Source organism: Caballeronia sp. Lep1P3 (genome assembly GCF_022879595.1).
Taxonomy (GTDB): domain Bacteria; phylum Pseudomonadota; class Gammaproteobacteria; order Burkholderiales; family Burkholderiaceae; genus Caballeronia.
The window spans coordinates 1,344,630-1,367,900 of record NZ_CP084265.1 but is presented as its reverse complement, the minus strand read 5'-3'; the positions used below and the strand labels follow the sequence as shown (position 1 = coordinate 1,367,900).

Sequence of the window (23,271 nt, the reverse complement as noted above, 5' to 3'; positions counted from 1 at the left end):
GGCGCGGCGATGACGAGACGACGCCTGCGAGAGCCGCCAAAGTGACACATCCGAACGAGCTGCCGCTGTCACCGCTTTCCGCGCTGCAATTCTATGCAACAGCGCCTTACCCTTGCAGTTATCTGGAAGGGCGCGTCGCGCGCTCGCAAGTCGCCACGCCGAGCCATCTCATCAACTCCGACGTCTACACCGAACTCGTCAAGGCGGGCTTCCGGCGCTCGGGCGTATTCACGTATCGCCCGTACTGCGACGGCTGCCGCGCCTGCGTGCCGGTGCGCGTGCCGGTCGCGCGCTTCGCGCCGAACCGCGCGCAGCGGCGCATGTGGAAGCAGCACGGCAATCTCGTCGCGAGCGTGTCGCCCCTGCATTACGACGAAGAGCATTACGCGCTCTACATGCGCTATCAGTCCGCGCGGCACGCGGGCGGCGGCATGGACCGCGACAGCCGCGACCAGTACGAGCAGTTCCTGCTGCAGAGCCGGATCAACTCGCGGCTCGTCGAATTCCGCGAACCGCCCGGCCCCGAGAATCCGGACACGCCCGGCGTGCTGCGCATGATCAGCATGATCGATATCCTCGGCGACGGCCTCTCGTCGGTCTACACGTTCTTCGAGCCGGACATGCCCAAGACGAGCTTCGGCACGTTCAACATCCTGTGGCAGATCGAGCAGGCGAAGAGCCTCGACCTGCCGCACGTCTATCTCGGCTACTGGATTCGCGAAAGCGAAAAGATGGCGTACAAGGCCAATTTCCGGCCGCTGGAAGGACTCGTCGACGGCCGCTGGTCGGTGCTCGATCCCGCGACGACGCATTCCGCCGGCGCACTGCCGATGCCCGGGCGCACCACCGGCGCGAGCCAGCCGAAGTAATCGCCGAAAGCCACGCCGCCGAGTCTGGCCGTCGCGGGCGTCAAAGCCGCTAAAATGGCGATCTTAAAAAAAATCGTCGGCCCACACTCGTGTTCAGTTCTCTTTACCCGCTCGCGCGTTCGCACCTTTTTCGCATGGACGCGGAAGACGCGCATCACCTGACCTTGCGGATGCTCGGCGCCGCCGGCCGCACCGGACTCGCCGGCATGCTCGCGAAGCGCGGCCCCGATTCGCCGCGCACCGTCATGGGCCTCACGTTCCGCAATCCGGTCGGGCTGGCGGCGGGGCTCGACAAGGACGGCGCTTGCATCGACGGGCTCGCCGCGCTCGGCTTCGGTTTCATCGAAGTGGGAACGGTGACGCCGCGCGCGCAAGCAGGCAATCCACGCCCGCGCATCTTCCGGTTGCCCGAGGCGAACGCGCTCATCAACCGGATGGGCTTCAACAACGGCGGCGTCGATCAGTTCGTCGCCAACGTGCAGGCCGCGCGCTATCGCGGCGTGCTCGGCCTCAACATCGGCAAGAACGCGGATACGCCGATCGAGCGCGCCGCCGACGACTATCTGTACTGCCTCGAACGCGTGTATCCGTTCGCGAGCTACGTGACGATCAACATTTCGTCGCCGAACACGAAGAACCTGCGCCAGCTGCAAGGCGCGGGCGAGCTCGACGCGCTGCTCGGCGCGCTCAAGGACAAGCAGCAGCGCCTCTCCGACCTGCACGGCAAGCTCGTGCCGCTTGCGCTCAAGATCGCGCCCGATCTCGACGACGAGCAGATCAAGTCGATCGCGGGCACGCTGCTCGCGCATCGCATCGACGGCGTGATCGCCACCAACACGACGCTGTCGCGCACGGCGGTCACCGGCATGCCGCACGGCGAAGAAGCCGGCGGCCTGTCCGGGCGGCCCGTCTTCGATGCATCGAACGAGGTCATTCGCAAGCTGCACGCCGAAGTGGGCGCGGAGATTCCGATTATCGGCGTCGGCGGCATTTTCTCGGGCGCGGATGCACGCGCGAAGCTCGCGGCGGGCGCATCGCTCGTGCAGATTTATACGGGGCTGATTTATCGCGGGCCGGCGCTCGTCACCGAATGCGTCGAAGCGCTCGCGCAGGGAATATCGACATAAGCAAACGATCTTACGGAACCGTTGCCTTTTCTCTATGATGCCGCACCTATCGGGCGCGGCGTCTAGCGCAACGGCGCGCGCCACTTTGCCAACGAGGAGAACAATACGATGAAACTGTCCACGCTCAAGAAGCTCCTGGTCGCCAGCCTGATCGGCGCCGCCTTCACTGCCGCAACGACCGCCGCGCAGGCCGAAGACCTGCTCGATCAGGTCAAGCAGCGCGGCACGCTGCGCGTCGGTCTGGAAGGCACCTTCCCGCCGTTCAACTCGAAAGCGCCGTCGGGCGAGCTCGTCGGTTTCGACGTGGACATCGCGAAGGCCGTCGCCGCCAAGCTCGGCGTGAAGCCCGAGTTCGTCACGACGGAGTGGAGCGGCATCATCGCGGGCTTGCAGGCCGGCAAGTTCGACGTGATCGCGAATCAGGTCGGCATCACCGACAAGCGCAAGGAGACGCTCGACTTCTCGCCGGCGTACACGTACTCGAACGCGCAGCTCATCCAGCGCGCCGACGACAATCGCCAGTTCAAGACGCTCGAAGACCTGAAGGGCAAGAAGCTCGGCGTCGGCCTCGGCACGAACTACATGGACATGGCGAAGTCGGTGCCGGGCATCGACGTGAAGACGTATCCGGGCGCGCCGGAGTATCTGCGCGATCTGGCGGCGGGGCGTCTGGACGCCGCGCTCAACGACCGCCTGATGCTCGCGTATCTGCTCAAGAACTCGCAGTTGCCGCTGCGCACGGGCGCGAACGTCGGCGCGGGCAATCCGTCGGGCATTCCGTTCAAGAAGGGCAATCCAAAGTTCGCGAAGGCGATCGACGACGCGATGACCCAACTCGAGAACGACGGCACCTTCGCGAAGATCTCCGACAAGTGGTTCGGCATCGACGTGACGAAGCCGGCGAAGTAAGCCGCGCCGATCCGGGCGTTGCACGTTGGGCGGCATCGTCTCGCGGTGCCGCCCTTCTCTTTTCGGCCTGCGGTTTATGATGTGCCGATTGTTTCGCTCTCCGTTTCCAGTTCCGTTCCGATCCGCGCGCCTCGGCCGCTCACTCGTCAATGTCCACGACTTCCCTGCTCGTTCAATCGGCGCCGGTTCTGGCGCAAGGCGCGCTTCTGACCATCAAGTTCGCGCTCTATTCGATGTTCTTCGGCCTCATCGCGGCCGTCGTGCTGGCGTTGATGGGCATCAGCCGCAATCGGGCGCTCGTCGCCATCGGGCGCTGCTATGTCAGCGTGATGCGCGGCACGCCGTTGCTCGTGCAGATCTTCGTGATCTATTACGGCTTGCCGAGTCTCGGGATTTCGCTCGATCCGACGCCCGCCGGCGTGATCGCGCTGTCGGCGAACGTGGCGGCGTATCTCTCGGAAAGCATGCGCGGCGCGATTCTCGGCATCCACAGCGGCCAATGGCTCGCGGCGTACAGCCTCGGCCTCTCGCGCGCGCAGACCCTGCGCTACGTGATCGGGCCGCAGGCGCTGCGCATCGCGGTGCCGAGCTTGTCGAACAGTCTCATCAGCCTCATCAAGGACACGTCGCTCGTGTCGGTCATCACCGTGACGGAATTGCTGAGAAGCGCGCAGGAAGTGATTGCGTCGACGTATCAGCCGCTGCCGCTCTATCTGGCGGCGGCCTTCGTCTACTGGGTGCTGTGCAGCGTGCTCGAAGTGGTGCAGCGCGCGTTCGAGCGACGCCTCGCGCTGCCGGGACGGCACTGAATACGCGGCTCGCGCGGGATTCAGTCGTCCTCGAAGGGAAAGCGCACGCCCAGATCGCGCCGCGCGGCGTCCATGATCGCCATCATCTGCATCGACATGGCGTGCGGCATCACCGGGCTTTCGAGCGCGCCGGCGCGCATTAGCTCGCAAAAATGCGCGGTTTCGTAGTTTAGGCCGCCGCCTGAGAACGGCTCGTCGAGTTCGACGGTGCGGCCATCCGAATACGCGATGGTCGCGCGCGCCGGATTCCACCAATTCTCGTGAATCGTCACGGCGCCCTTTGATCCGCCGATGAGCGCGTCGCCGCGTCCCTGCAAGTCCAGGCCGCAGAAGATCTGCGCGATGCCGCGCTCGTGCCGCACGTTCAGGCTCGCGAAGACGTCGACGCCCGTTGCGCCGACGCGTCCGATGGTCTGCACGTCGAGCGCTTCGCCGAGCCAGTCGACGGCGAGAAACGCCTCGTAGATGCCGATGTCGAGCAGCGCGCCGCCGCCCGCGTCGAGTGAAAACGAAGGGTGATCCGCCGGCACGCCGGCCATCGAGCAGCCGGCGCGCACGAGCCCGATCTCGCCGATCGGATCGCGCGCGAGATGCTCGCGCAGGCGCCGGTACAGCGGATAGAACGGCGGCTTCATTGCTTCCATGTAGAGCAGCCCGGCGGCGCGCGCCGCGTCGATCATCTGCTGCAACGTGCGCGCGTTGACCGCGGCGGGTTTTTCGCAGAGCACGGGAATGCCCGCCGCGAACGCGCGCAACGCATAGTGCGGGTGGCTGTCTTGCATCGTCGCGATATAGAGCGCGTCGATGTTGGCGAGCAAGGCGTCGAAATCGTCGAACGAGCGTGCGCCGAACGGCGCGGCGAGCGCGCGGGCCGGCTCCGTGCGGCGCGACCAGACGCCTGCGAGCGACGCGCCCTCGACGTGTTGCAGGCTCTCGGCGAAGCGCCACGCGATGCGTCCCGCGCCGACGATGCCCCAGCGTATTGTTTCCATCAGATGTGGCCTTTTAGCGAATATTTCGTGCGAGGCATTGTGCCTGCATTTCGCCCGGCCCGGCGGCGCGAAAAAGCACGAAGCCGGGACGAGTCCCGGCTTCGTTCGGACAGCGTGCGGCGCCGCTTATCGAGGCCGCTTCGATCAGGCTCCGGCGGAAGCGTTCACGTCCGGCGGCGTGGCGCGCTCGCCCATGCGTTCGAGCGAGAACGCGCGGCCCACTTCCTCCGCCGCGAGATCGACGAGTTCGCGCGTCGCGCGTTCCGCCGCCGACGGATCCTTCGCCTCGATCGCCTCGACGACGCTCTGCTGCGCCGCAAGCGTCGCCTCGCGCACCGATTCGATGCCGTCCACGATCGGGTTCACCGTCACGAGCGCCCCGCGCACGATGGCCGTCATCTGGCGGAAGAACTGGTTGCCGCTCGCGGCCACGATGCGCGTGTGCAGCACTTCGTCGGCGGCCTGATACTCCGGCTCGCCCACTTGCAGACGCGAGAGCGTGTCGTATGCGTCGCGGATGCCGGCGATCTCGTCGGGCGTCGCGCGTGCGGCGGCGAGCGCCGCGGCGCGCGGCTCGATCAGCATGCGGAATTCGATTACATCGCGCAGGAAAGTCTGATCCGGCTTCGCGCGAAAACGCCACGAAACCACGTCCTCGTCGATCAGACGCCAGTCGCTCATCGGCCGGATGCGCGTGCCGGTTTTTGGCCGCACGTCGAGCATGTGCCGCGCGAGCAGCATCGAGAGCGCCTCGCGCATGACGGTGCGGCTCACGTCGAACTCTTTCGAAAGGATGTCTTGCGGCGGCAGTATCGCGCCGTATTTCTGCTCGACGATCCCAGAGACGAGTCCGTCCATGACCTTCGCCACCAGCGACCGCTCTTTGTTTTCATCCATCACGCTTCTCCCCTTTCCGCCTGTCCGTAGCCATGTGTGTGTGTCTGTGCGCGTCGCATTCGCGCGTCCCGTGGCGGCAAGGCGCGGCGAATTTTCCAAACAACCATTCGCCGCACTCCACGTTGCGTCTTCGCAGCGCCGAAAACCAGTGAGGAATTTTCCCGACAGGGTATTCCCTCTGACAATCGCGCCGCGGCCCGACCCGTTTCCCGCCGCCGCTATTCGTCAGCTAAAGTGTTCGCCGTTTGTTCGCCTGCCGCTCACCTGCGCTAGCGCCGCGCGCGAGCCGCCATTCGTCAGGGAAACTGAAGTATGGCATCCTCGCAGCGCGGCGCTGGCGTTTGTTTTTCTCCGGCCGAAATCGCGGGCCGGTCATGCAGTCATTTGAGCAAGCATCTCGTATGCTTTCTGTGCGAACGCGAACGCTCGCCCGATTGGGGCGGCGTATTGTATGACGCGATGCGTCAAATCGTACTGCACTACTTAGTACATTCCACCGACGAATGCGATGCAGCCGGCGGATCAGACCGCGCCGTCGGGGGCGCGCGTGCGTCGTGCGTTCATGCGTATCTCGCGTTGCCGCAGCGATTCGCGCTCGGCGAGCGTGTGCTGATAAATGGCGATGTAATCGGCGCTCACGCGTTCGACCGAAAGCCGCTCGATGTTTTCTCTCGCGCGCGACGCGTACTGCGCGCGGGCTTGCGAGTCCAGCAGGAGCCACCGCAGTTTGGCCGCCGCCTGCGCCGGATCGTTCGGCGGCACGAGCACGCCGGCCGCGCCGCCGTCGAGCAGATCGGGAATGCCGCCCACGTTCGTCGCGACGATCGCGCAGCCCGCCTCGCGCGCCTCCGCGATGACGAGCGGACACGGGTCCTGATGCGAGAGGAGCGCAAACACATCGGCGCTGGCGAGATACGGGCGCGGATCCAGCACGAAGCCCGCGAAGTGCACGAACGCGGCGACGCCCAGTTCGCCGGCGAGCGCCTGCATCGACTCGCGCTCGGGGCCTTCGCCGACGAGATACAAGTGCGGTTCCGCCATGAATTCGCGCTGATGCGCCGACTGGTCGCGCACAAGCGCGAACGCCTTCAGCAGATCGGCGATGCCCTTGCGCCGATACATCCCCGCGACGCAGACGATGTTCGGATGTTTGAGAAACACGGGCCTCGGCGCGGGCCGGCAAACGAGTCGCGGCGCACGCGCGGCGCCGTTGAGCACGACCGACACGCGCTCGCGTCCGATGCCGCGCGCGTCGAGCGTGAGCGCGACGGCATCGCTCACCGCGACCATTCGATCGCCCGCGCGCACGAGCGACGCACTCTTCTGCAGTTCGTGATGCACCGTCGTCACGAGCGCGAAGCGTCGCCGCATGCTACCGAAGCGCGAAATGAGCGCGCCCGTCATCATGTGCGCGTGAACGATGTCGGGATCGAAACGTTCGACGAGCCGGTTGAAGCCCGCGATCATCGACGGCACGCGCCACGGCTGCCGCGATTGCTGCAGCGGAATGTGCGTGATGCCATGACGCCGCAAAAGCGGCTCGAAGCCGCCGCCCGATGATGCGACGACCACGTCCTGCCCCATGCTCGCCTGCATGCAGGCGAGGTCGACCATCATGTTGACGGTGCCGTTGCCTATGGTCTGCGCATGATTGGCGAGGTGGACTATTCGCATGAAGGGTGCGGGTTGCACGCGTGCGGGCTTAAGACGCCGGGCCCGCCGCGTGGTTCGTTATCGTTTTGAGTGAAGACCGCGGATGACGCGCGCGCCGCGTCGACTGCGGCGCGTGAAGCACGGTGTTTCAAAGCAGTTCGTAGGTACTGGCGAACGCGCTCGCGCCCGCCGGATACAGCTTGCTCGCGCTCGTTTCGCGCGTCTGCCTTCCCTTTCTCGTCAGACCGATATACGGCATGCCATGTTCGAGGAACGGTCCTTCGGTCTTGCGAAAGCCGAAGCCCTCATAGAAGCCGCGAAGACTGACGGGCGCGGTGAGACGCACGGCGCGGCCCGGCCAGCGCTCCGCGCACACCGCGAGCACCCGTTCGATGAGCGCATGCGCGGTGCCGTCGCCACGACGCAGCGGACTCGTCAAGATCTTGTCGACGACGACTTCGGGGTCTTCGATATCGCCCTCGTGAATGCGGGCATAAGCGAGGACCGGCATCGAGCGCGTCATGTCATCGGTTGCGAAGACGTGCACGCCGGTTTCATCGCGCCCGTCCGCATCGAGATGCACATGGGACTGCTCGACGACGAACACCGCACTGCGCGCACGCAGAATGAGGTAAAGCTCGCGCGCAGTGAGCTGTTCGAAATCCAGGGTCTTCCAATTCATTTCTTGTTCTCCTTGCTGCCGGTTAATGCCAGCGTTGCGACGATTGAACGTTACGTCCCGCGAAACAAGGCTTCAGTGCGCGGGCGCACCGACTCCAGGGCTTGCGGGCCCGTCAAATAAGGCCCACCACACGAAAGACGTCCTCGGGGAAAAGGACCGTCTTCACGATAGCGATCACGACTCGACCGAGCCCTTGCGATCTCTCGCATGGGCTCGCCTGCACGCGTCAAAAGCGCTCGCTTCGTCTGGCACCTTCATGGGAAAATCAGAATGCAAACCGCCATCCAGGGCGACGCCATCGAAGGCGATAAAGGCTCGTACAAAAATAACGAATGCTTCGGCGCGCACGCGATATCGGTTGCCGGCTTCTTGAGCCCGAGGTAGCCCATGAGCGCGTTCCATACCAGCGGTATGACGAGTTCCGGCGTCAGTCGTTCACGCGTCGTCTCACTCGACCCCTTGCGCATGCGCGCGAAGCGTCATCGCCCTCATGCGCTGCATCGCGGTGAGCGCATATGGCGCGATGGCGCGGGTTCAGTCGATCTCTGGATCGAGCTTCTGCATGGCAACGCATTCGAGCCGCGTGCAGCGCTTGCCTTCACCGTCACGCAAGACTTCGAAGACGATCAGTTCACGCTTGGCCGCATACCGTGTGAAGACATCGAAAAGCTCTATGGCCTGCAGGTGCATGAACTCGCCGTTTTCGATTCCTTCGAGGCACGCGCGCTCGTGCAGACGCGTCGCGCCAATACGGTGCTTCTCGATACCGATGCATTCTTTCTGCCCCACATGCGCGCGCTTTCCTATCGGCGCGAGCATGCGAGAGCGAGCATCGCCATCGACGTGATCGATCCCGATGCGCGGCGCCTCGGCTACTTTCATGACAACGGCTATCACCTTCTCGATGGCGACGATTACGACGGCGTGATCGGAACCCATGCGGACACAGCGCAGGGGCAAGTCCTGTTCCCGCACGCCGAGTTCGTCAAGCGCGTGCGCGAGCCGCTCTCTTCGACGGCCCTCGCCGAAGTATCGGCGGACCTGTTGTGCGCGCATCTCTTGCGGCGTCCCATGCGCAACCCGATTACGCGATGGCATGCCGCGTTTCCCGAGCATGTCGATACCATGCTCGCGCGCGGTGAAGGCTATGCGAATGGCTATGCATCGAATGTGATGCGTCAGCTAGGCGCGAATTTCGAACTGCTTGCGCATTACCTTCAATGGATGCGCGAGCAGGGCTTCGACATTCCGGTGACGACCCTTGCGAGCGCGCGCAAGATCGCAAGCGAAGCGATGGTCATGCAATGCCGGCTCGCACGCGCGCTCTCGCGATCCGAACGGGACTTATGCGAGGCTTCCTTCGTCGCAATGGAGGATGCCTATGAGCGCGTCGTGCCGACGCTTGCCGATATCGTCTGTTGATGGTCTGTTGATGTTCTCTTGATCGGCGCATGACGCGTTGACGTGAGCGACGTCATGCATCGGTTGAACGCATTCGTTCTGCGCTTGTCCATGCATGGCGTCACGCGCGTTTCATCTGCGCGTGATGAGATGCTCGTTTGGCGCTTGCCATCACGATGCGAGGCGCGACGCGCACCCCGCGCACGCGAATGTCCGCGATGAAACATTTCCGCCTGCCGCCTGCCTCGCTGTTCAGACGTTTGGAAGCCGCCTGTCGCATGCACAAAGCGCAAACGTTTGACGCGCGACACGCATCTGCCCGTGCAATGCACGCGCGTCTGCAACGGCTGTGCGGCGGATCGCACGAGCGTTCGCGCACGCTCGACGCGCAAACTTGCGCGGCATGACACACCGACTTTTCATTACGTGCAACCGGCGTAACGTTTAGGGTTTCACGAAAAAGCTGTCGAAGACGCTTGCGGTTGGCCGCAAAGCCTTATGAACAAAGGCGCTCGCGGCACGCAAGACGACGCGGCGCGATCGCACGTTCGTTTGCCCACTAATCGGATGGAACACGGATGAATCAATTTGCAATGTCCCTACGAAAGGAGGCATTCCGTCGGTGGGATGCGTCTCTGCGGGGCTTATCGCACGGTGATCGTCGAAGCGCGCGCCGGTACTTTGCGCGTTTGCGCTGAGGAAACGCCTTCGGGCGCGCGGACATTCCTAAGACCACCCATGTTCAAGACTGAAACAAAATCGCGACGCTGCGCCGCATCAAGAAGTGCCGTCGTACGGTGAGGCCCCACCAGCATTGACGTTGGGCGCATTGGCACAGTCCTCGCTAAAAGAGTCGCGCAACCCGAAGCGACGCGATTAACCAGATCAACTCATGCGACGCCGGGCGGCTCAACGGGGCTGGTGTGAGACGTTTTCGATGAGAACGATCACACCAGTAAATAAAAAGTGAAGCGCAACGCGCGAAGTTACGAGAGAACAATCATGCTGACCCTCCAGTCCGACCTGCACGGCAATCACCTGCTCGGCGCGCTTCCGGCGCACGAATGGCAAGCGCTTACTCCGCATCTCGAACTCGTTCAACTCCGCACCGAACAACTTCTTTGCGATTCGGGCCAACGCATTCATCACGTCTACTTCCCGACGACGGCCATCATCTCGCTGCTGCATACGATGGAAGATGGCGGCTCCGTCGAGATCGCCGCAGTCGGCCGCGAAGGCATGACGGGCGTGCCTGTTCTCACGGGCGGCGAAACCATGCCGACGCGCGTGCAGGTGCAATGCCCCGGCTTCGCGTATCGCATGAGCGCCCAGGCGCTTCGCGAACAGTTCGGCCGCTCGGACTTCCTGCGCCGCCTGATGCTGCTCTATATGCAAGCCCTCCTCACGCAAGTCGCGCAAACGGCGGCGTGTAATCGTCATCACTCGCTCAACAAGCAGCTCTGCCGCTGGCTCCTTATCGAGATCGACCGCACCGCGTCGAACGAACTGCAAGTGACGCAGCAACTGATCGCGGACATGCTCGGCGTGCGTCGCGAAGGCGTGACCGAAGCGGCGGGCAAGCTGCACGACGCGGGTCTCATCCATCACAGCCGCGGCTGTATCAAGGTGGTGGATCGCGAAGGGCTCGAAGCGCGCGCATGCGAGTGCTACGGTCTTGTCAAGCGTGAGTTCGATCGCCTGCTGCCGCGTCTGCGTGCTCAGGAAGTGGCATCGGCATCCAGTGTCTGATGATGCAGATGCAGACAAAAAACCACGACATGTTCGGCTGGACGGCACGTTGCCTCGACGTATTCCTCATCGTCGCGGGCGGGGTGATCGCGCATTCCATGCGCTACTCCTCGCTCAATTTTTTCGACATCGAGAAGCTGTTGATCGCGTTCAACAGCGTGCTGGCGCTGTTGCTGTTCCCGGCGTTCGGCGTGTATGACACATGGCGCGGCAAGCCGCTGCCCGTCATGCTCGCGCGCGTCGCGCTCGCGTGGATCGCCGTCGCCGCGGCAGCGCTGCTGCTCGCGTTCACGCTGCATCGCATGGATCGGGTGTCGCGCTTGTGGTTCGGGTACTCGACGCTCATATCCGGCGCGCTGATCGTCTGCGCGAAATGCGCGGTGTATTACTGCTTGCGGGTGATGCGCTCGCACGGCCTCAATCAGCGCACGGTCGCGATCGTCGGTGCGCAGGGCTTTGCGCGCACGCTCCTCGCGCACTTGAGCAGCACGCCGGAACAGGGCTTCACGCCGGTGTGCCTGTTCGATACGACCGGCGACGAAGAACTGCATGCAAGCGGCGTCGGCAGCCGTCCCGGTGCGTCCACGCGACTGCCGGTGCTGAACGACTTCGACGCGCTCGTCGAAAAGGTGCGCGCCGAGGAAATCAACGAAGTGTGGCTCGCGTTGCCGCTTTCGCAGGAGCACACGATCTATCGCTTCGTGCATGCGCTGCGGCATGATTTCGTGAATCTGCGGCTGATTCCGGACACGCGCAGCATCTCGCTGTTCAACCATTCGATGACCGATGTCGCGGGCCTCGCCACCATCAACCTGACGACCTCGCCTGTCAGCACGCTACAGATGTGGCCGAAGCTGCTCTTCGACCGCTGTTTCGCGGCCGGCGCACTGCTCGCGTTGTCGCCGCTATTGATCGGCATCGCCATCGCGATCAAGGCGACGTCGAAGGGGCCGGTGTTCTTCACGCAGAAACGCAAGGGCGCGGACGGACGGCCGTTTCGCATCTACAAGTTCCGCTCGATGGCGGTGCATCACGAGAGCACGGGTCACGTCACGCAAGCGAAGCGCAATGACCCGCGCGTGACGAAGATCGGCGCGTTCCTGCGTCGCACGAGCCTCGACGAGCTGCCGCAGTTCCTCAACGTGCTGTTCGGGCATATGTCGGTGGTGGGACCGCGTCCGCATGCGCTCGAACACGACGATCTCTACAAGGATCTCGTCTATGGCTACATGTTCCGCTATCGCATCAAGCCGGGCATTACGGGCTGGGCACAGGTGAACGGCTATCGCGGCGCGACGGAAAAGGTCGAGAAGATGCAGAGCCGCGTGAAGTTCGACCTCTTCTATATTCACAACTGGTCGTTCTGGTTCGACATCAAGATCGTCGCGATGACCATGTTCAAGGGATTCATCGGACGTAACGCGTATTGAACGAACGCGCATGAAAAAAGGCCCGGCTTGTTTGCCGGGCCTTTGCGCTTCTACGGGCTGCCATGCGTCGATCAATAGTCGATGCGCTCGACGCCCTTCTCCGTGCCGAGCAGACACACGTCGGCGCCGCGCGCGGCGAAGAGGCCGACCGTCACCACGCCCGGCCACGCGTTGATGTGCGCTTCGAGCGCGCGCGGATCGGTAATCGACAGGCCCTTTACGTCGATGATCTCGTTGCCGTTATCGGTGATGAAAGGCAGGCCGTCCTTCGTGACGCGCACGATGGGCACGCCGCCGAGCGCCGCGACCTTGCGGCCGATAGCGGTGCGCGCCATCGGCACCACTTCGACGGGCAGCGGGAACGCGCCCATCACCTCGACGCGCTTGCTTGCATCGGCGATGCAGACGAATACGTCCGACACCGACGCGACGATCTTCTCGCGCGTGAGCGCCCCGCCGCCGCCCTTGATCATGGCGCCGCTCGCATCGATTTCGTCCGCGCCGTCGACGTAGACCGGCAGCGATTCGATGTCGTTGAGATCGAAGACCTTGAAACCGTGCGCTTCGAGCCGCGCGGTGCTGGCGAGCGAACTCGACACCGCGCCGCGATAACGCGCCTTCGATTGCGCGAGCGCGTCGATGAAGCAATTGGCCGTCGATCCGGTTCCGACGCCGATGATCGAGCCTTCCGGCACTTGCGCGTTCACGTAGTCGGCGGCGGCCTGGCCGACCAGTTGCTTGAGTTCGTCCTGAGTCATGGAAGTGGTGCTGCGCGTGAGGAGAAACCGCGATTTTATCGGAGCGCGCGCCCTCCCCTCGCGTTCCGCGCGCGTTTCTCAGGACATCGCGTGCAGAAAGCCGAGCGGATCGTGCGTGCGCGCCACCGACGCGATGAACGCGAAGACGACAATCGCCAGCACGCCGAAGACGGCGCGCGAGCGCTTCGTGCGACCGCGCTTGAGCGCAAGCGTGCCGAGCACGATATAGACGACGAGGCCCGCGATCTTCGCGCAAAGCCACGCCGCATTCGGCTGAAAGCCGATGATCGCGACGAGTGCGATGGCGCTTGCGAGCAGCAACGTATCCACGATATGCGGGACAATTTTCGTTGCGCGCGCGGCGAGCAGGCGCGAATCCGCCAGCATCCAGATCCAGCGCAGCACGAAGCCCGCGATGCTCAATCCCGCGCAGGTCATGTGCACCGCGCGCAACGGCAGGAAGTAATCGCCCATTCGAGGATTCGTGCTTTTAAGGGAAGTATTTGTCGAGCAGCGCGGCGGCGATCGCGTCGCTTTCGGCGTCCGCGTTGCCCGCGTAGTCGAACGGCCTAAAGTGCATCTGAAAGGCGCTGAAGACGCGGCGCGTTTTCTCGTCGAGCACGCCGTCGGTCGCGACGTCGTAGCCGTAGCGTTTGAGCTTTTCCTGCAGCGCGCGCACGTCGGCGGGCGCTTTGGCATCGCGGCCGGCGAGATGCCGCGCGACGTCCGCATCGTCGGGCCAGGCGCCGATGCCCGCCTCGTAGAGCGCGTGCCACGGAAAGAGCGGACCGGGATCGATCTTGCGCTGCGGCGCGATATCGCTATGGCCGACCACGCGCGTCGGCGGAATGCGATAGCGCTCGACGATATCGCGGGAGAGCTTGATGAGCGCATCGATCTGCGCGGGCGGATATGGCTGCCACATGCGGCCCGAAGGGGTATCGATGGGGCCGAGATTCACGTTCTCGATGCCGATCGACGACGCGTTCAGTTCGGTCGCGCCTTGCCAGAAGCTCTGGCCGGCGTGCCAGGCGCGCTTGTCTTCCGGCACGAGCTGATAGACGACCGGCTCGCCGTTCTGGATGCGGGGCGCATCGGGCACGACGTAATGCGCGCTGACTTCGTCGCCGGTGAGGACCGCGAGCGAGCGCGCTTCGTCGATCTCCGTGTAATGCATGACGAGGAAGCGCACGCGCGAATCGGCGTTTCTGGCCTGGTATTGCGTGTCGGCCTGGTAGGTGCCGCGGTTGAGCATGGTGGTGGTGCAGGCAGTGATGAAGGCGCAGGCGAACGCCAGCGCGCAGAGACGGAACGACGCGCGCACGTTACTTCTTCAGCCCCCGCTGCCGCACCGCCTCGAACAGGCACACCCCGCTCGCCACGGACACGTTCAGGCTCTCCACCGCGCCGGCCATCGGAATGTTCATGATCTCGTCGCAGGTTTCGCGCGTGAGGCGTCGCATGCCCTCCCCTTCCGCGCCGACGACGATCGCCACGGGGCCGTCCAGCTTCGTCTCGTAGAGGCTCGCGCTTGCTTCGCCCGCCGTGCCGATCACCCACACGCCCGCGTCCTTCAATTCCCGCAGGGCGCGCGCGAGATTCGTCACCGTGATGTACGGCACGCTTTCCGCCGCGCCGCTCGCCACTTTCGCGGCGGTTGCGTTGAGACCCGCCGACCGGTCGCGCGGCGCGATGACGGCATGCGCGCCCGCCGCGTCCGCCACGCGCAGGCACGCGCCGAGATTGTGCGGATCGGTGACGCCGTCGAGCACGAGCAACAGCGGCGTGCCGGAGATGCCGTCGAGCAGTTCCGCCAGGTTTTGCGCGAGCGGCAAGTCGTTCGCGCGCGCGACCACACCCTGATGCTGGATGTTGCCCGCAAGACCCCACAGGCGCGATTCGTCGGCGGCGATCAGGCGCACGCCCGCCTCCTTCGCGGTACGCAGGAAGTCCTGCATGCGCCGATCCTTGCGCGAGGGGTCGTACAGCACCTCCTCGATCGACGATGCATCCGCGCGCAGGCGCGCCGTCACCGCGTGAAAACCGTAGAGAACCTTGAGACGTGACATGACTGATTCGAACCTTCGCTGAAAACCATGAAAAGCACGACGCGGCCCGACGCACAACGCATCGGACCGCGCGTATTCGTTGACGCTATCGGGCGCCTTCGCCGAGCGCTTCTATCGCTTCTTGCGCGCGGGCCGCGCCGCGGACTTCGACGCCGCGCCGCGCTTCTTCGCCGCGCCGCCGCGCGCCGCCGCGTTCGGCGCGCCCTTCTTCGAGCCGCCGCGCTGACGCATGCCGGGCGTGTCGTCGTCGCTCAGCGAGCGGACGCGCGGACCGGCCGCGCCGTTGCCGAGCGCCGCCGCGTGCTCGCCGCCGCCCGCCGGCGGACGCGGCGACGGCTTGACCGGCGTATCCCGCACGAGGCGGAAGTCGATCTTGCGCGCATCGAGATCGACGCGGCCCACCTGCACGCGCACGCGGTCCGTCATCCGGTAGCGGATGCCGGTGCGCTCGCCGCGCAGCTCGTTCTTGATCTCGTCGTACTGGAAATAGTCGGAGCCGAGTTCGGTGACGTGCACGAGGCCTTCGATGAAGAGCGAATCGAGCTGCACGAAGATGCCGAACGACGTCACGCCGTTCACCATGCCGCCATATTCCTCGCCGAGCTTGTCGCGCATGAAGTAGCACTTGAGCCAGGCTTCGACGTCGCGCGAGGCTTCGTCGGCGCGGCGCTCGTTCGACGAACAGTGCAGACCGAGTTCTTCCCAGATCGCGACGCTATTGCGCGAACGGCCACGCGCGGTGTCGTCGGCCTTCTGCGTCTCGCGCGCGGCTTTGGTCAGGCCCGTGCTCAGCGAAACGTCGTGACCGATGTCCGGCAGATACTTCTTGCCCTGCAGAATCGCGTAGATGGCGCGATGCGTGAGCAGGTCGGGATAACGGCGAATCGGGCTCGTGAAGTGGGCATATGCCTCATATGCCAGCCCGAAATGGCCGATGTTGTCCGGGCTGTAGACGGCTTGCTGCATCGAGCGCAGGACCATCGACTGAAGCATCTGGGCATCGGGCCGGTCGCGGATTTGCGCGATGAGCGCGGCGTAGTCGCTTGCGTGCGGCTTGTCACCGCCCGTGAGCGTGAGGCCGACGCCGCGCAGAAACTGCCGCAGATTCTCGAGCTTTTCCTCCGTCGGCCCCGCGTGCACGCGGTACAAGCCGGGATGCTTGTTGCGCTTCAGAAAATCCGCCGCGCAGACGTTCGCCGCGAGCATGCATTCCTCGATCAGCCGATGCGCGTCGTTGCGATGACGCGGCACGATCTGCTCGATCTTGCCCTGCGAATTCACGACGATATACGTCTCGGTCGTATCGAAGTCGATCGCGCCGCGCTTCTGACGCGCCGCGTGCAGCGACTTGAATACGCCATGCAGATTCTGCAATTGCGGCAGCAGATCGGCGCGCTTCGCGGCTTCGGGGCCTTTCGTGTTGGTCAGCACCGCGGCGACTTCGGTGTACGTGAGACGCGCCGCCGAATGCATCACGGCCGGGTAAAACTGATACGCCTTGATCTCGCCGCGCGCGGTGATGACCAAGTCGCACACCAGCACGCAGCGGTCGACTTCCGGATTCAGCGAACAGAGGCCGTTGGAGAGCTTCTCCGGCAGCATCGGAATGACGCGGCGCGGGAAGTACACGGACGTGCTGCGGTCGAGCGCATCGACGTCGAGCGGATCGTTCGGGCGCACGTAGTGCGACACGTCGGCGATGGCGACCAGCAGCCGGAACCCTTGTCCCCGGCCGACCGTCACCGGCTCGCAATAGACGGCGTCGTCGAAATCGCGGGCGTCTTCGCCGTCGATCGTCACGAGCGGCACGTCGCGCAGATCGACGCGATGGCGAATGTCCACCGGCCGCACTTCGTCCGGCAGCTTCGCGGCTGCGGCCAGCGCGGCATCGCTGAACTCATGCGGGACGCCGTACTTGCGCACGGCGATCTCGATCTCCATGCCGGGATCGTCGATATCGCCGATCACTTCGGCCACGCGCCCGAGCGGTTGCGAATGGCGGCTCGGGAAATCCGTCACATCGACGGACACGACCTGGCCGACTTTCGCCTTCTTCGGATTCTGCGTGATGAGAATGTCGTGACCGATGCGCTTGTCTTCCGGCACGAGAATGAGCGCGCCGTTCTCGTTGACGAGCCGCCCGATGATGCGCTTGTTCGCGCGATCCGTCACTTCGACGATATGGCCTTCCGGCCGCCCGCGCCGGTCATAGCCGACGATGCGCGCGAGCACGCGATCGTTGTGCATGACCTTCTGCATTTCGCCGTTGGGGAGGAAGAGGTCGTCCTGTCCGTCGTCGCGGATGAGAAAGCCGAAGCCGTCGCGATGACCTTGCACGCGTCCCGCCACGAAATTCGACGGATGCGTGAGCTGATAATGGCCGCGCTTGTCGAGGCGGATTTGCCCGTCGCGTTCCATGGCCGCCAGTCGCTTGAAGAATCCTTCGCGCTCCTGGCGCTTGATCGACAGCGCCTCGGCGATGTCGTTCGCGGAATGCGGAGTTTCGCTCGTGCGCAGCACGCCGAGAATCTCTTCGCGGCTGGGAATCGGATACGGATATTTGCTCAAGGGCTTGATAGTGTTCTTCTCGTTGAACTGGACTTTCGCCGTGTTTTGCCGCCAGTCGAGCGGCAATCGTTGAAATCATTCTAACACCGCACCACATGCGCTCCGCCCGGCTGGACGGGCTTGCAGCATGCCGAGCGTGCAAACGGCGGTCCCGCCGAATCTGTATCCGAAACGCTTGACAGCCGCTTTCGGGGCGCTATAATGGCGTTCTTTGCTGCTGAATGAAGCGGCGAGACAAGTAGTAACGCACCCTTGCCCAGGTGGCGGAATTGGTAGACGCACTAGGTTCAGGTCCTAGCGGTGGCAACACCGTGGAGGTTCGAGTCCTCTCTTGGGCACCAGATGTTAGAAAACGCCACCTTCGGGTGGCGTTTTCTTTTTATGCGGAGACCTCGTTCTGGTCTTCGGCCGGACGCGAGACTCTTCGGTTGACACGTTCTGGCTTCCCGCTAGAATAGCGGGCTTGCTGTACCCTTGGCCCAGGTGGCGGAATTGGTAGACGCACTAGGTTCAGGTCCTAGCGGTGGCAACACCGTGGAGGTTCGAGTCCTCTCCTGGGCACCAAGGTCCCTCTCGCGCCGTGCATCGTGCACTGAGCGCCGCAATCAGCCCCACGCAATCCGTGGGGCTTTTTGTTTTCTGCGGTCAACATTTTCAATCGCTCTTCATTTTCCTTTCGTTTGTTATTCGCCTTTTGGCCGAATTAAAGCGAAATGAAGTAAATGCACTGCTAATCCCTTGCCGTTCATCTGCCCGCCAGCACGTTATTAACTGGCGGCGTACACTCGTCCCTGCCCGCGCGACCGCAATCCCTAGCTACTTGGCCGCGCGCGTCGATGCGGTTTCGCGCGTCGCGCGGACCGGATCGCAACCCCAGCAACGCTAACTGATCAATAACCGAATCGGAGACCGAGGCGATGAGTTGGACGCGAGAACAAAGAAACGTAACGATTGCTGCATATCTCGGCTGGACGCTGGATGCGTTCGACTTTTTCCTGATGGTCTTTGTACTGAAGGATATTGCCACCGAGTTTAATACCAACATTCCGGAAGTCGCATTTGCCATTACGCTCACGCTCGCCGCACGTCCCGTTGGTGCACTTATATTTGGCCGGCTCGCGGACAAGTTCGGGCGCCGTCCGACGCTGATGATCAATATCGCGTGTTATTCGCTGCTCGAATTGCTGTCGGGCCTGTCGCCGAATCTCACGACGCTGCTGATTCTTCGCACGCTTTTCGGCATCGCGATGGGCGGCGAATGGGGAGTCGGTTCAGCGCTTACGATGGAAACCGTGCCGCCGAAGGCGCGTGGCTTCGTCTCCGGGCTTTTGCAGGCGGGTTATCCCAGCGGATATTTGCTCGCATCGATCGTGTTCGGCGTGTTTTATCAATTCGTCGGTTGGCGCGGAATGTTCTTTGTCGGCGTCGCGCCGGCGCTGCTCGTGCTTTACGTGCGCGCGCATGTGCCCGAATCGCCTGCCTGGCGTGCAATGGAGAAACGCGCGCGGCCCAGTCTCATTGCAACGCTCAAGCGAAACTGGACGCTTTCGCTCTACGCAATCATTTTGATGACCGCGTTCAACTTCTTCTCGCACGGCACACAGGATCTTTATCCGACGTTCCTGCGCGAACAACACCACTTCGATCCGCATACCGTTTCCATCATTACGATCGTGCTCAACATCGGCGCGATCGTCGGCGGCCTGTTCTTTGGCTCCATTTCCGAGCGGATCGGGCGGCGCCTCGCGATTTTCATTGCGGCGTTGATTGCGTTGCCGGTTCTGTATCTCTGGGCATTTTCTGCGGGTCCGGTCGCACTCGCGATCGGCGCTTTTCTAATGCAGATTTCGGTACAAGGCGCCTGGGGCGTGATTCCCGTGCACTTGAATGAAATCTCGCCCGACGAAATCCGCGCGACGTTTCCGGGACTCGTCTATCAGCTCGGCAATCTTCTGGCGGCCATCAATGCGACGATGCAGGCGTCAATCGCGACATCGCACGGAAACAACTACGGCATGGCGATGGCGATTGTCGCGGGGACTGTCGCGGTGGTCATAGCTGCATTGATTTTCTTTAGCCGCGAACGACGTGGGATCGATATGACGCGGTCGGCGCAGGAAGTGGGGGCAACGGGGTAACGGCGCGCTTTTGACACTCGGCTCTCGCACGGAGAGCCGAACGTCGAAGCGGCTCGCCCCCGCGCGCCAAATCAGCGGCATTTGCGTCGAGAACTACTGAGGCGATATACGACTTCAGTTTCAAGCGCTCTGTGTTCCTCAAGTATCGCGTCCCTGCGGTCGCGATACCATCGCGAAACGGTCCGCTCACTTGTCCCGAACTCGAGCGAAACCAGATCGCTCGGAACCCCGTTTGCCATAATAAACCATGCGATATTCTTCGCGGCTTGTGTGAACCGCCCTCTGCGGTCGCGATACAGGGAACGGCTATTTTCGGTTTTAGCCGCGCGCAAGCTGCGGTGCATTGATCGATCAAGCGGCACAGCCAGCTTTTGCCCGTTCCCACTCTGGACAATCTTTGAAAACCTCAGGTCCGCAACGATAACCGTGCCTCCAGGCATTGTTTCCTGGCGCGTTCGCTTAACGATGTTTAGCCTGACTAATTTATCTATGCGCTCCAAAACTCTGTATGCTCCTGTCGCCACCTCTCCGAGGTTGGTAGGTGATCACAAAAGCCGGTCTTTGTCGATTTGCTGCTCCCAACAGCATCCTTTTGCTGCCCGCTTTGGCGGGTAGCAATAAAGCCCCTCGTTCTGGCAAAATTTATCGCAGACAGTGGAAAGTGTCACTACGACTTCTCCTATTTGCGCGGCATTCTCGCAACGCATTCCATGCCGCAGTGACGCTGCTCCATGGCCGCCGCATTAACGTCGTGTCTTAGCCACGTCAGCGCACGCCGTCTCGCCATCGCGTAACAACCATCTGAGGCGGGAGTGACTCTTGGCGGCATCGCAACCGTCGCACACTTAACCGAGCCACTGAATGGTTCACACGTGGAAGAACCGTCGCGCCTAACGCGTTTAACCCTTAGCGCCGCCTGTCATCCCCGCCTCGTCGACGCCCTTCCCGGCCGGCGCCGCACTCGCTTCCCCGCGGAGAACTCATCGATGTCGCGCGCGCCACCGAAGCACTTCCGCCACGGCAAGACAGCCCGCGCGTTTGCCATGCTCATAGCGACGCTCGTCGCCCCATGCGCCGCACATGCGCAAAGCATCGACCCGACTCCATCCACAACAACCACGCTCAACGAAAACGTCGCTCAACAAGTGCGCTGGCTCTCGTACGCCGCCGCCAGCGGCACGCTCGCCAGCCTGCCCGACGACGCGCTCGTCGCCGTCTTCCGCGCGCTCGACCCGCGCACGCTGCCACGCTATCTGGAGCAAGGGCTGCGGCGATACGCGTCGTGCGAATTCACGATCCTGCGACGCGAGCGCATCGGCGGAAAATGGCCCGGGCGCCCCGACCACATGCTCGTGCGCACAACGCGCGAGCCGCTGCGCATCTATGCGCGGTGGCTGCCCGATGGCGCGCACGCGGGCCAGGAAGTCATCTACGACGACACCCGGCGCCCCGGCGAACTCTACGGGCATCTCGGCGGGCTTCTCGGCTTCCTGCCGATGTGGGCGTCGGTCGACGGCCCGCTCGCCCGCGCGCAGTCGAATCACTCGATCCGCGAACTGAGCATCGGCGCGATCACGCAGCGCTTCATCGACGAAGGGCGCAAGTTCGCGGATGCCGGCATCACGCGGCCGTCGAACATAGAAGTGACAACCGTCGACGGCGTGCGCGTGCTCGCTCTCACGTATATGGCGCCGGCCGGTCAGCCGACGTTTTATGCAAAGCGCGAAGTGCTCGGTCTCGATCTCGAACAGCCGCTTTTCCGGACGGTCGAATCGTTCGACAACGACGGCGTGCGCTTCGAAAGCGTGGTTTTCGAGCGCATCGAGCCGAAGTCCTTCGACAATCTGACGTTCGATCCCGGCAATCCCGGCTACCGGTTTTGAATGAAGCGACCGCCGAATCCGCGACATGCGGTGTAACGCGCGCTTCACGCTCGCGGCGCGGGATTTAAGCTCCGCCTAAGATTGCGCCGCTACGCTTGGGCGGCTTCGTCATCATCGACATCAACGCGGCTGCGCGGCAATGCGCGAAAGCGGCCCACATCGTCATGCAAAAAGGAGTTCGGTTCATGAACCTCCGTCCGGCCTCGGCTCCCGTGCGAGCTCTCAAACGGCTTCTGAGCCATCACGAAATCGCCACGCTGCTTCTCTTGATGCACGCGCCGATCGACGCAATCGCGGCCACGCCCGATGTCGCCTCGCTGCAGGAATACGGTTACGTCGAAATCGTCTCGCCCGATGCGAGCGGCCCGAAAGTGCGGCTGACCGATGACGGCAACGCCGTTCTGCGTGGCCTCGGCGTCAAGTAAGCGCGCCGCCCGCCATCGCGAAGTCTGTAATAATCGGTCGATACTTTCATCACCGACCGAGGAGTGATTCGCGATGCCCGCTATCGAACCCATCGTTCAACGTGTGCTGCTCACCAACGACGACGGCATCGACGCGCCGGGCCTGGCCGTCCTCGAAGCCGTCGCCGCGCAAATCGCGCATGAAGTGTGGGTCGTCGCGCCGGAGCATGACCAGAGCGGGACATCGCACTCGATCAGCCTGCATTCGCCGTTGCGCATCTCGCGTCAGGGCGAGCGGCGCTTCGGCGTGCAAGGCACGCCCGGCGACTGCGTCGTGATGGCCGCGCGTCATCTCATGAAAGACGCGCCGCCGACGCTCGTGTTGTCCGGCATCAACCGCGGCGCGAATCTCGGCGTCGAAACGATGTTTTCCGGCACCGTCGGCGCGGCGATGACGGGCCTGCTGCTCGGCCTGCCTTCCATCGCGCTCAGTCAGACGTTCTCGGACCGCGACTCCGTGCGCTGGGATACCGCGCGCGCGCTCGCGCCGGGCGTGATCCGTCAGTTGCTCGCCGTGTCGCACGACGCGCCCACCTGTCTGAACGTCAACTTCCCCGACTGCGACGCCTCCTCCGCCGGTCCGCTCACGGTCACGCGGCAAGGCGTCGGGCTCGTGGAAGGCATCGACGTGCTCGAGGAAACCGATCCGCGCGGCATCGATTATTTTTGGTTGCGCTTCCAGCGCGGACCGCGCGAGAACGCGCCCGATAGCGAAACGGCCGTGGTCGCATCGAAGCGCATCTCGGTCACGCCGCTGCATTTCGATCGCACCGCCGCCGAGACCTTCGCGACGCTTCAGGCGGGACTGCGCGCCGACGCCGCGCGCTAGAGCGTTTCCTCGCAAACGCGGTCGGCGCTTTCTCGTATGCTGCG

The 23,271-nt window shown here is 63.6% G+C and carries 20 protein-coding genes and 2 tRNA genes; 13 read left to right on the top strand and 9 right to left on the bottom strand.

All coding sequences use genetic code 11. The features are described from left to right. The first annotated feature begins 41 nt into the window (after positions 1–41). From LDZ27_RS06435 to LDZ27_RS06420, 4 genes are all read left to right on the top strand, one after another. Positions 42–869 (top strand): arginyltransferase, encoded by an 828-nt coding sequence (locus LDZ27_RS06435; RefSeq protein WP_244815858.1) that lies wholly within the window; start codon positions 42–44, stop codon positions 867–869. A gap of 89 nt (positions 870–958) precedes the next feature. After that, positions 959–1,996 carry a quinone-dependent dihydroorotate dehydrogenase gene (locus LDZ27_RS06430; protein WP_244815857.1) on the top strand — a complete coding sequence of 346 codons (1,038 nt, stop codon included), beginning with the start codon at positions 959–961 and terminating at the stop codon, positions 1,994–1,996. Positions 1,997–2,104: 108 nt separating this feature from the next. Then, complete coding sequence (locus tag LDZ27_RS06425) at positions 2,105–2,905, top strand: transporter substrate-binding domain-containing protein (RefSeq protein ID WP_244815856.1); 801 nt, start codon at positions 2,105–2,107, stop codon at positions 2,903–2,905. 149 nt (positions 2,906–3,054) lie between these two features. After that, complete coding sequence (locus LDZ27_RS06420) at positions 3,055–3,714, top strand: amino acid ABC transporter permease (RefSeq protein WP_244815855.1); 660 nt, start codon at positions 3,055–3,057, stop codon at positions 3,712–3,714. A gap of 20 nt (positions 3,715–3,734) precedes the next feature. On the opposite strand, the gene LDZ27_RS06415 is transcribed toward LDZ27_RS06420, so the two are convergent. The 4 genes from LDZ27_RS06415 to LDZ27_RS06400 form a co-directional block, all read right to left on the bottom strand. Next, positions 3,735–4,706 (bottom strand): Gfo/Idh/MocA family protein, encoded by a 972-nt coding sequence (locus tag LDZ27_RS06415; protein WP_244815854.1) that lies wholly within the window; start codon positions 4,704–4,706, stop codon positions 3,735–3,737. 144 nt (positions 4,707–4,850) lie between these two features. Further along, positions 4,851–5,603 (bottom strand): FadR/GntR family transcriptional regulator, encoded by a 753-nt coding sequence (locus LDZ27_RS06410; protein ID WP_244815853.1) that lies wholly within the window; start codon positions 5,601–5,603, stop codon positions 4,851–4,853. Positions 5,604–6,125: 522 nt separating this feature from the next. Then, positions 6,126–7,277 carry a glycosyltransferase family 4 protein gene (locus LDZ27_RS06405; RefSeq protein ID WP_244815852.1) on the bottom strand — a complete coding sequence of 384 codons (1,152 nt, stop codon included), beginning with the start codon at positions 7,275–7,277 and terminating at the stop codon, positions 6,126–6,128. Between the two features lie 127 nt (positions 7,278–7,404). Continuing rightward, positions 7,405–7,938, bottom strand: coding sequence for a GNAT family N-acetyltransferase (locus LDZ27_RS06400; RefSeq protein ID WP_244815851.1), 534 nt, complete (start codon positions 7,936–7,938; stop codon positions 7,405–7,407). Between the two features lie 387 nt (positions 7,939–8,325). On the opposite strand from LDZ27_RS06400, the gene LDZ27_RS06395 reads away from it, so the two are divergent. From LDZ27_RS06395 to LDZ27_RS06385, 3 genes are all read left to right on the top strand, one after another. Continuing rightward, the gene (locus tag LDZ27_RS06395) at positions 8,326–9,360 is read left to right on the top strand and encodes a DUF1839 family protein (protein ID WP_244815850.1); all 1,035 of its coding nucleotides are present in this window, start codon (positions 8,326–8,328) and stop codon (positions 9,358–9,360) included. 981 nt (positions 9,361–10,341) lie between these two features. Further along, positions 10,342–11,088, top strand: a complete 747-nt coding sequence (locus tag LDZ27_RS06390) for a Crp/Fnr family transcriptional regulator (protein ID WP_244815849.1) — start codon at positions 10,342–10,344, stop codon at positions 11,086–11,088. A 29-nt stretch (positions 11,089–11,117) separates the two neighbouring features. Next, positions 11,118–12,518 (top strand): undecaprenyl-phosphate glucose phosphotransferase, encoded by a 1,401-nt coding sequence (locus LDZ27_RS06385; RefSeq protein WP_244816054.1) that lies wholly within the window; start codon positions 11,118–11,120, stop codon positions 12,516–12,518. 71 nt (positions 12,519–12,589) lie between these two features. Here LDZ27_RS06385 and rpiA read toward each other — a convergent pair whose 3' ends face one another. From rpiA to rnr, 5 genes are all read right to left on the bottom strand, one after another. Further along, positions 12,590–13,276, bottom strand: coding sequence for a ribose-5-phosphate isomerase RpiA (gene rpiA / locus LDZ27_RS06380; RefSeq protein ID WP_244815848.1), 687 nt, complete (start codon positions 13,274–13,276; stop codon positions 12,590–12,592). A gap of 78 nt (positions 13,277–13,354) precedes the next feature. Beyond that, positions 13,355–13,750, bottom strand: coding sequence for a SirB2 family protein (locus tag LDZ27_RS06375; protein ID WP_244815847.1), 396 nt, complete (start codon positions 13,748–13,750; stop codon positions 13,355–13,357). A 16-nt stretch (positions 13,751–13,766) separates the two neighbouring features. After that, complete coding sequence (locus LDZ27_RS06370; RefSeq protein WP_244815846.1) at positions 13,767–14,600, bottom strand: N-acetylmuramoyl-L-alanine amidase; 834 nt, start codon at positions 14,598–14,600, stop codon at positions 13,767–13,769. Position 14,601: 1 nt separating this feature from the next. Beyond that, positions 14,602–15,345: a 23S rRNA (guanosine(2251)-2'-O)-methyltransferase RlmB gene (rlmB, locus tag LDZ27_RS06365; RefSeq protein WP_244815845.1), complete on the bottom strand. Its 744-nt coding sequence runs from the start codon at positions 15,343–15,345 to the stop codon at positions 14,602–14,604. Between the two features lie 111 nt (positions 15,346–15,456). Then, on the bottom strand, positions 15,457–17,913 hold the full coding sequence (gene rnr / locus LDZ27_RS06360) for a ribonuclease R (RefSeq protein ID WP_244816053.1): 2,457 nt from the start codon (positions 17,911–17,913) through the stop codon (positions 15,457–15,459). Positions 17,914–18,167: 254 nt separating this feature from the next. On the opposite strand from rnr, the gene LDZ27_RS06355 reads away from it, so the two are divergent. The 6 genes from LDZ27_RS06355 to surE all read left to right on the top strand — a co-directional run bounded on the left by LDZ27_RS06355 (position 18,168) and on the right by surE (position 23,227). After that, positions 18,168–18,254, top strand: a tRNA-Leu gene (locus tag LDZ27_RS06355). Between the two features lie 136 nt (positions 18,255–18,390). Further along, positions 18,391–18,477: transfer RNA gene (locus tag LDZ27_RS06350), tRNA-Leu, on the top strand. Between the two features lie 353 nt (positions 18,478–18,830). Further along, positions 18,831–20,051 carry an MFS transporter gene (locus LDZ27_RS06345; protein WP_244815844.1) on the top strand — a complete coding sequence of 407 codons (1,221 nt, stop codon included), beginning with the start codon at positions 18,831–18,833 and terminating at the stop codon, positions 20,049–20,051. A gap of 986 nt (positions 20,052–21,037) precedes the next feature. Further along, on the top strand, positions 21,038–21,934 hold the full coding sequence (locus tag LDZ27_RS06340) for a DUF1571 domain-containing protein (protein ID WP_244815843.1): 897 nt from the start codon (positions 21,038–21,040) through the stop codon (positions 21,932–21,934). 185 nt (positions 21,935–22,119) lie between these two features. Beyond that, entirely contained in the window at positions 22,120–22,359 is a 240-nt protein-coding gene (locus LDZ27_RS06335) for a hypothetical protein (RefSeq protein WP_244815842.1), read from the top strand. A gap of 73 nt (positions 22,360–22,432) precedes the next feature. Then, positions 22,433–23,227 carry a 5'/3'-nucleotidase SurE gene (surE, locus tag LDZ27_RS06330; RefSeq protein WP_244815841.1) on the top strand — a complete coding sequence of 265 codons (795 nt, stop codon included), beginning with the start codon at positions 22,433–22,435 and terminating at the stop codon, positions 23,225–23,227. The last annotated feature ends 44 nt before the right edge of the window (positions 23,228–23,271 follow it).

Excerpts from the sequence above, each read along its gene's own strand:
- LDZ27_RS06425 (WP_244815856.1), top strand. The coding sequence starts at position 2,105 with ATGAAACTGTCCACGCTCAAGAAGCTCCTGGTCGCCAGCCTGATCGGC.
- LDZ27_RS06420 (WP_244815855.1), top strand. The coding sequence starts at position 3,055 with ATGTCCACGACTTCCCTGCTCGTTCAATCGGCGCCGGTTCTGGCGCAA.
- LDZ27_RS06415 (WP_244815854.1), bottom strand. The coding sequence starts at position 4,706 with ATGGAAACAATACGCTGGGGCATCGTCGGCGCGGGACGCATCGCGTGG.
- LDZ27_RS06410 (WP_244815853.1), bottom strand. The coding sequence starts at position 5,603 with ATGGATGAAAACAAAGAGCGGTCGCTGGTGGCGAAGGTCATGGACGGA.
- LDZ27_RS06405 (WP_244815852.1), bottom strand. The coding sequence starts at position 7,277 with ATGCGAATAGTCCACCTCGCCAATCATGCGCAGACCATAGGCAACGGC.
- LDZ27_RS06400 (WP_244815851.1), bottom strand. The coding sequence starts at position 7,938 with ATGAATTGGAAGACCCTGGATTTCGAACAGCTCACTGCGCGCGAGCTT.
- LDZ27_RS06395 (WP_244815850.1), top strand. The coding sequence starts at position 8,326 with ATGAGCGCGTTCCATACCAGCGGTATGACGAGTTCCGGCGTCAGTCGT.
- LDZ27_RS06390 (WP_244815849.1), top strand. The coding sequence starts at position 10,342 with ATGCTGACCCTCCAGTCCGACCTGCACGGCAATCACCTGCTCGGCGCG.
- LDZ27_RS06385 (WP_244816054.1), top strand. The coding sequence starts at position 11,118 with ATGTTCGGCTGGACGGCACGTTGCCTCGACGTATTCCTCATCGTCGCG.
- rpiA (WP_244815848.1), bottom strand. The coding sequence starts at position 13,276 with ATGACTCAGGACGAACTCAAGCAACTGGTCGGCCAGGCCGCCGCCGAC.
- LDZ27_RS06375 (WP_244815847.1), bottom strand. The coding sequence starts at position 13,750 with ATGGGCGATTACTTCCTGCCGTTGCGCGCGGTGCACATGACCTGCGCG.
- rlmB (WP_244815845.1), bottom strand. The coding sequence starts at position 15,345 with ATGTCACGTCTCAAGGTTCTCTACGGTTTTCACGCGGTGACGGCGCGC.
- LDZ27_RS06345 (WP_244815844.1), top strand. The coding sequence starts at position 18,831 with ATGAGTTGGACGCGAGAACAAAGAAACGTAACGATTGCTGCATATCTC.
- LDZ27_RS06340 (WP_244815843.1), top strand. The coding sequence starts at position 21,038 with ATGTCGCGCGCGCCACCGAAGCACTTCCGCCACGGCAAGACAGCCCGC.
- LDZ27_RS06335 (WP_244815842.1), top strand. The coding sequence starts at position 22,120 with ATGAACCTCCGTCCGGCCTCGGCTCCCGTGCGAGCTCTCAAACGGCTT.
- surE (WP_244815841.1), top strand. The coding sequence starts at position 22,433 with ATGCCCGCTATCGAACCCATCGTTCAACGTGTGCTGCTCACCAACGAC.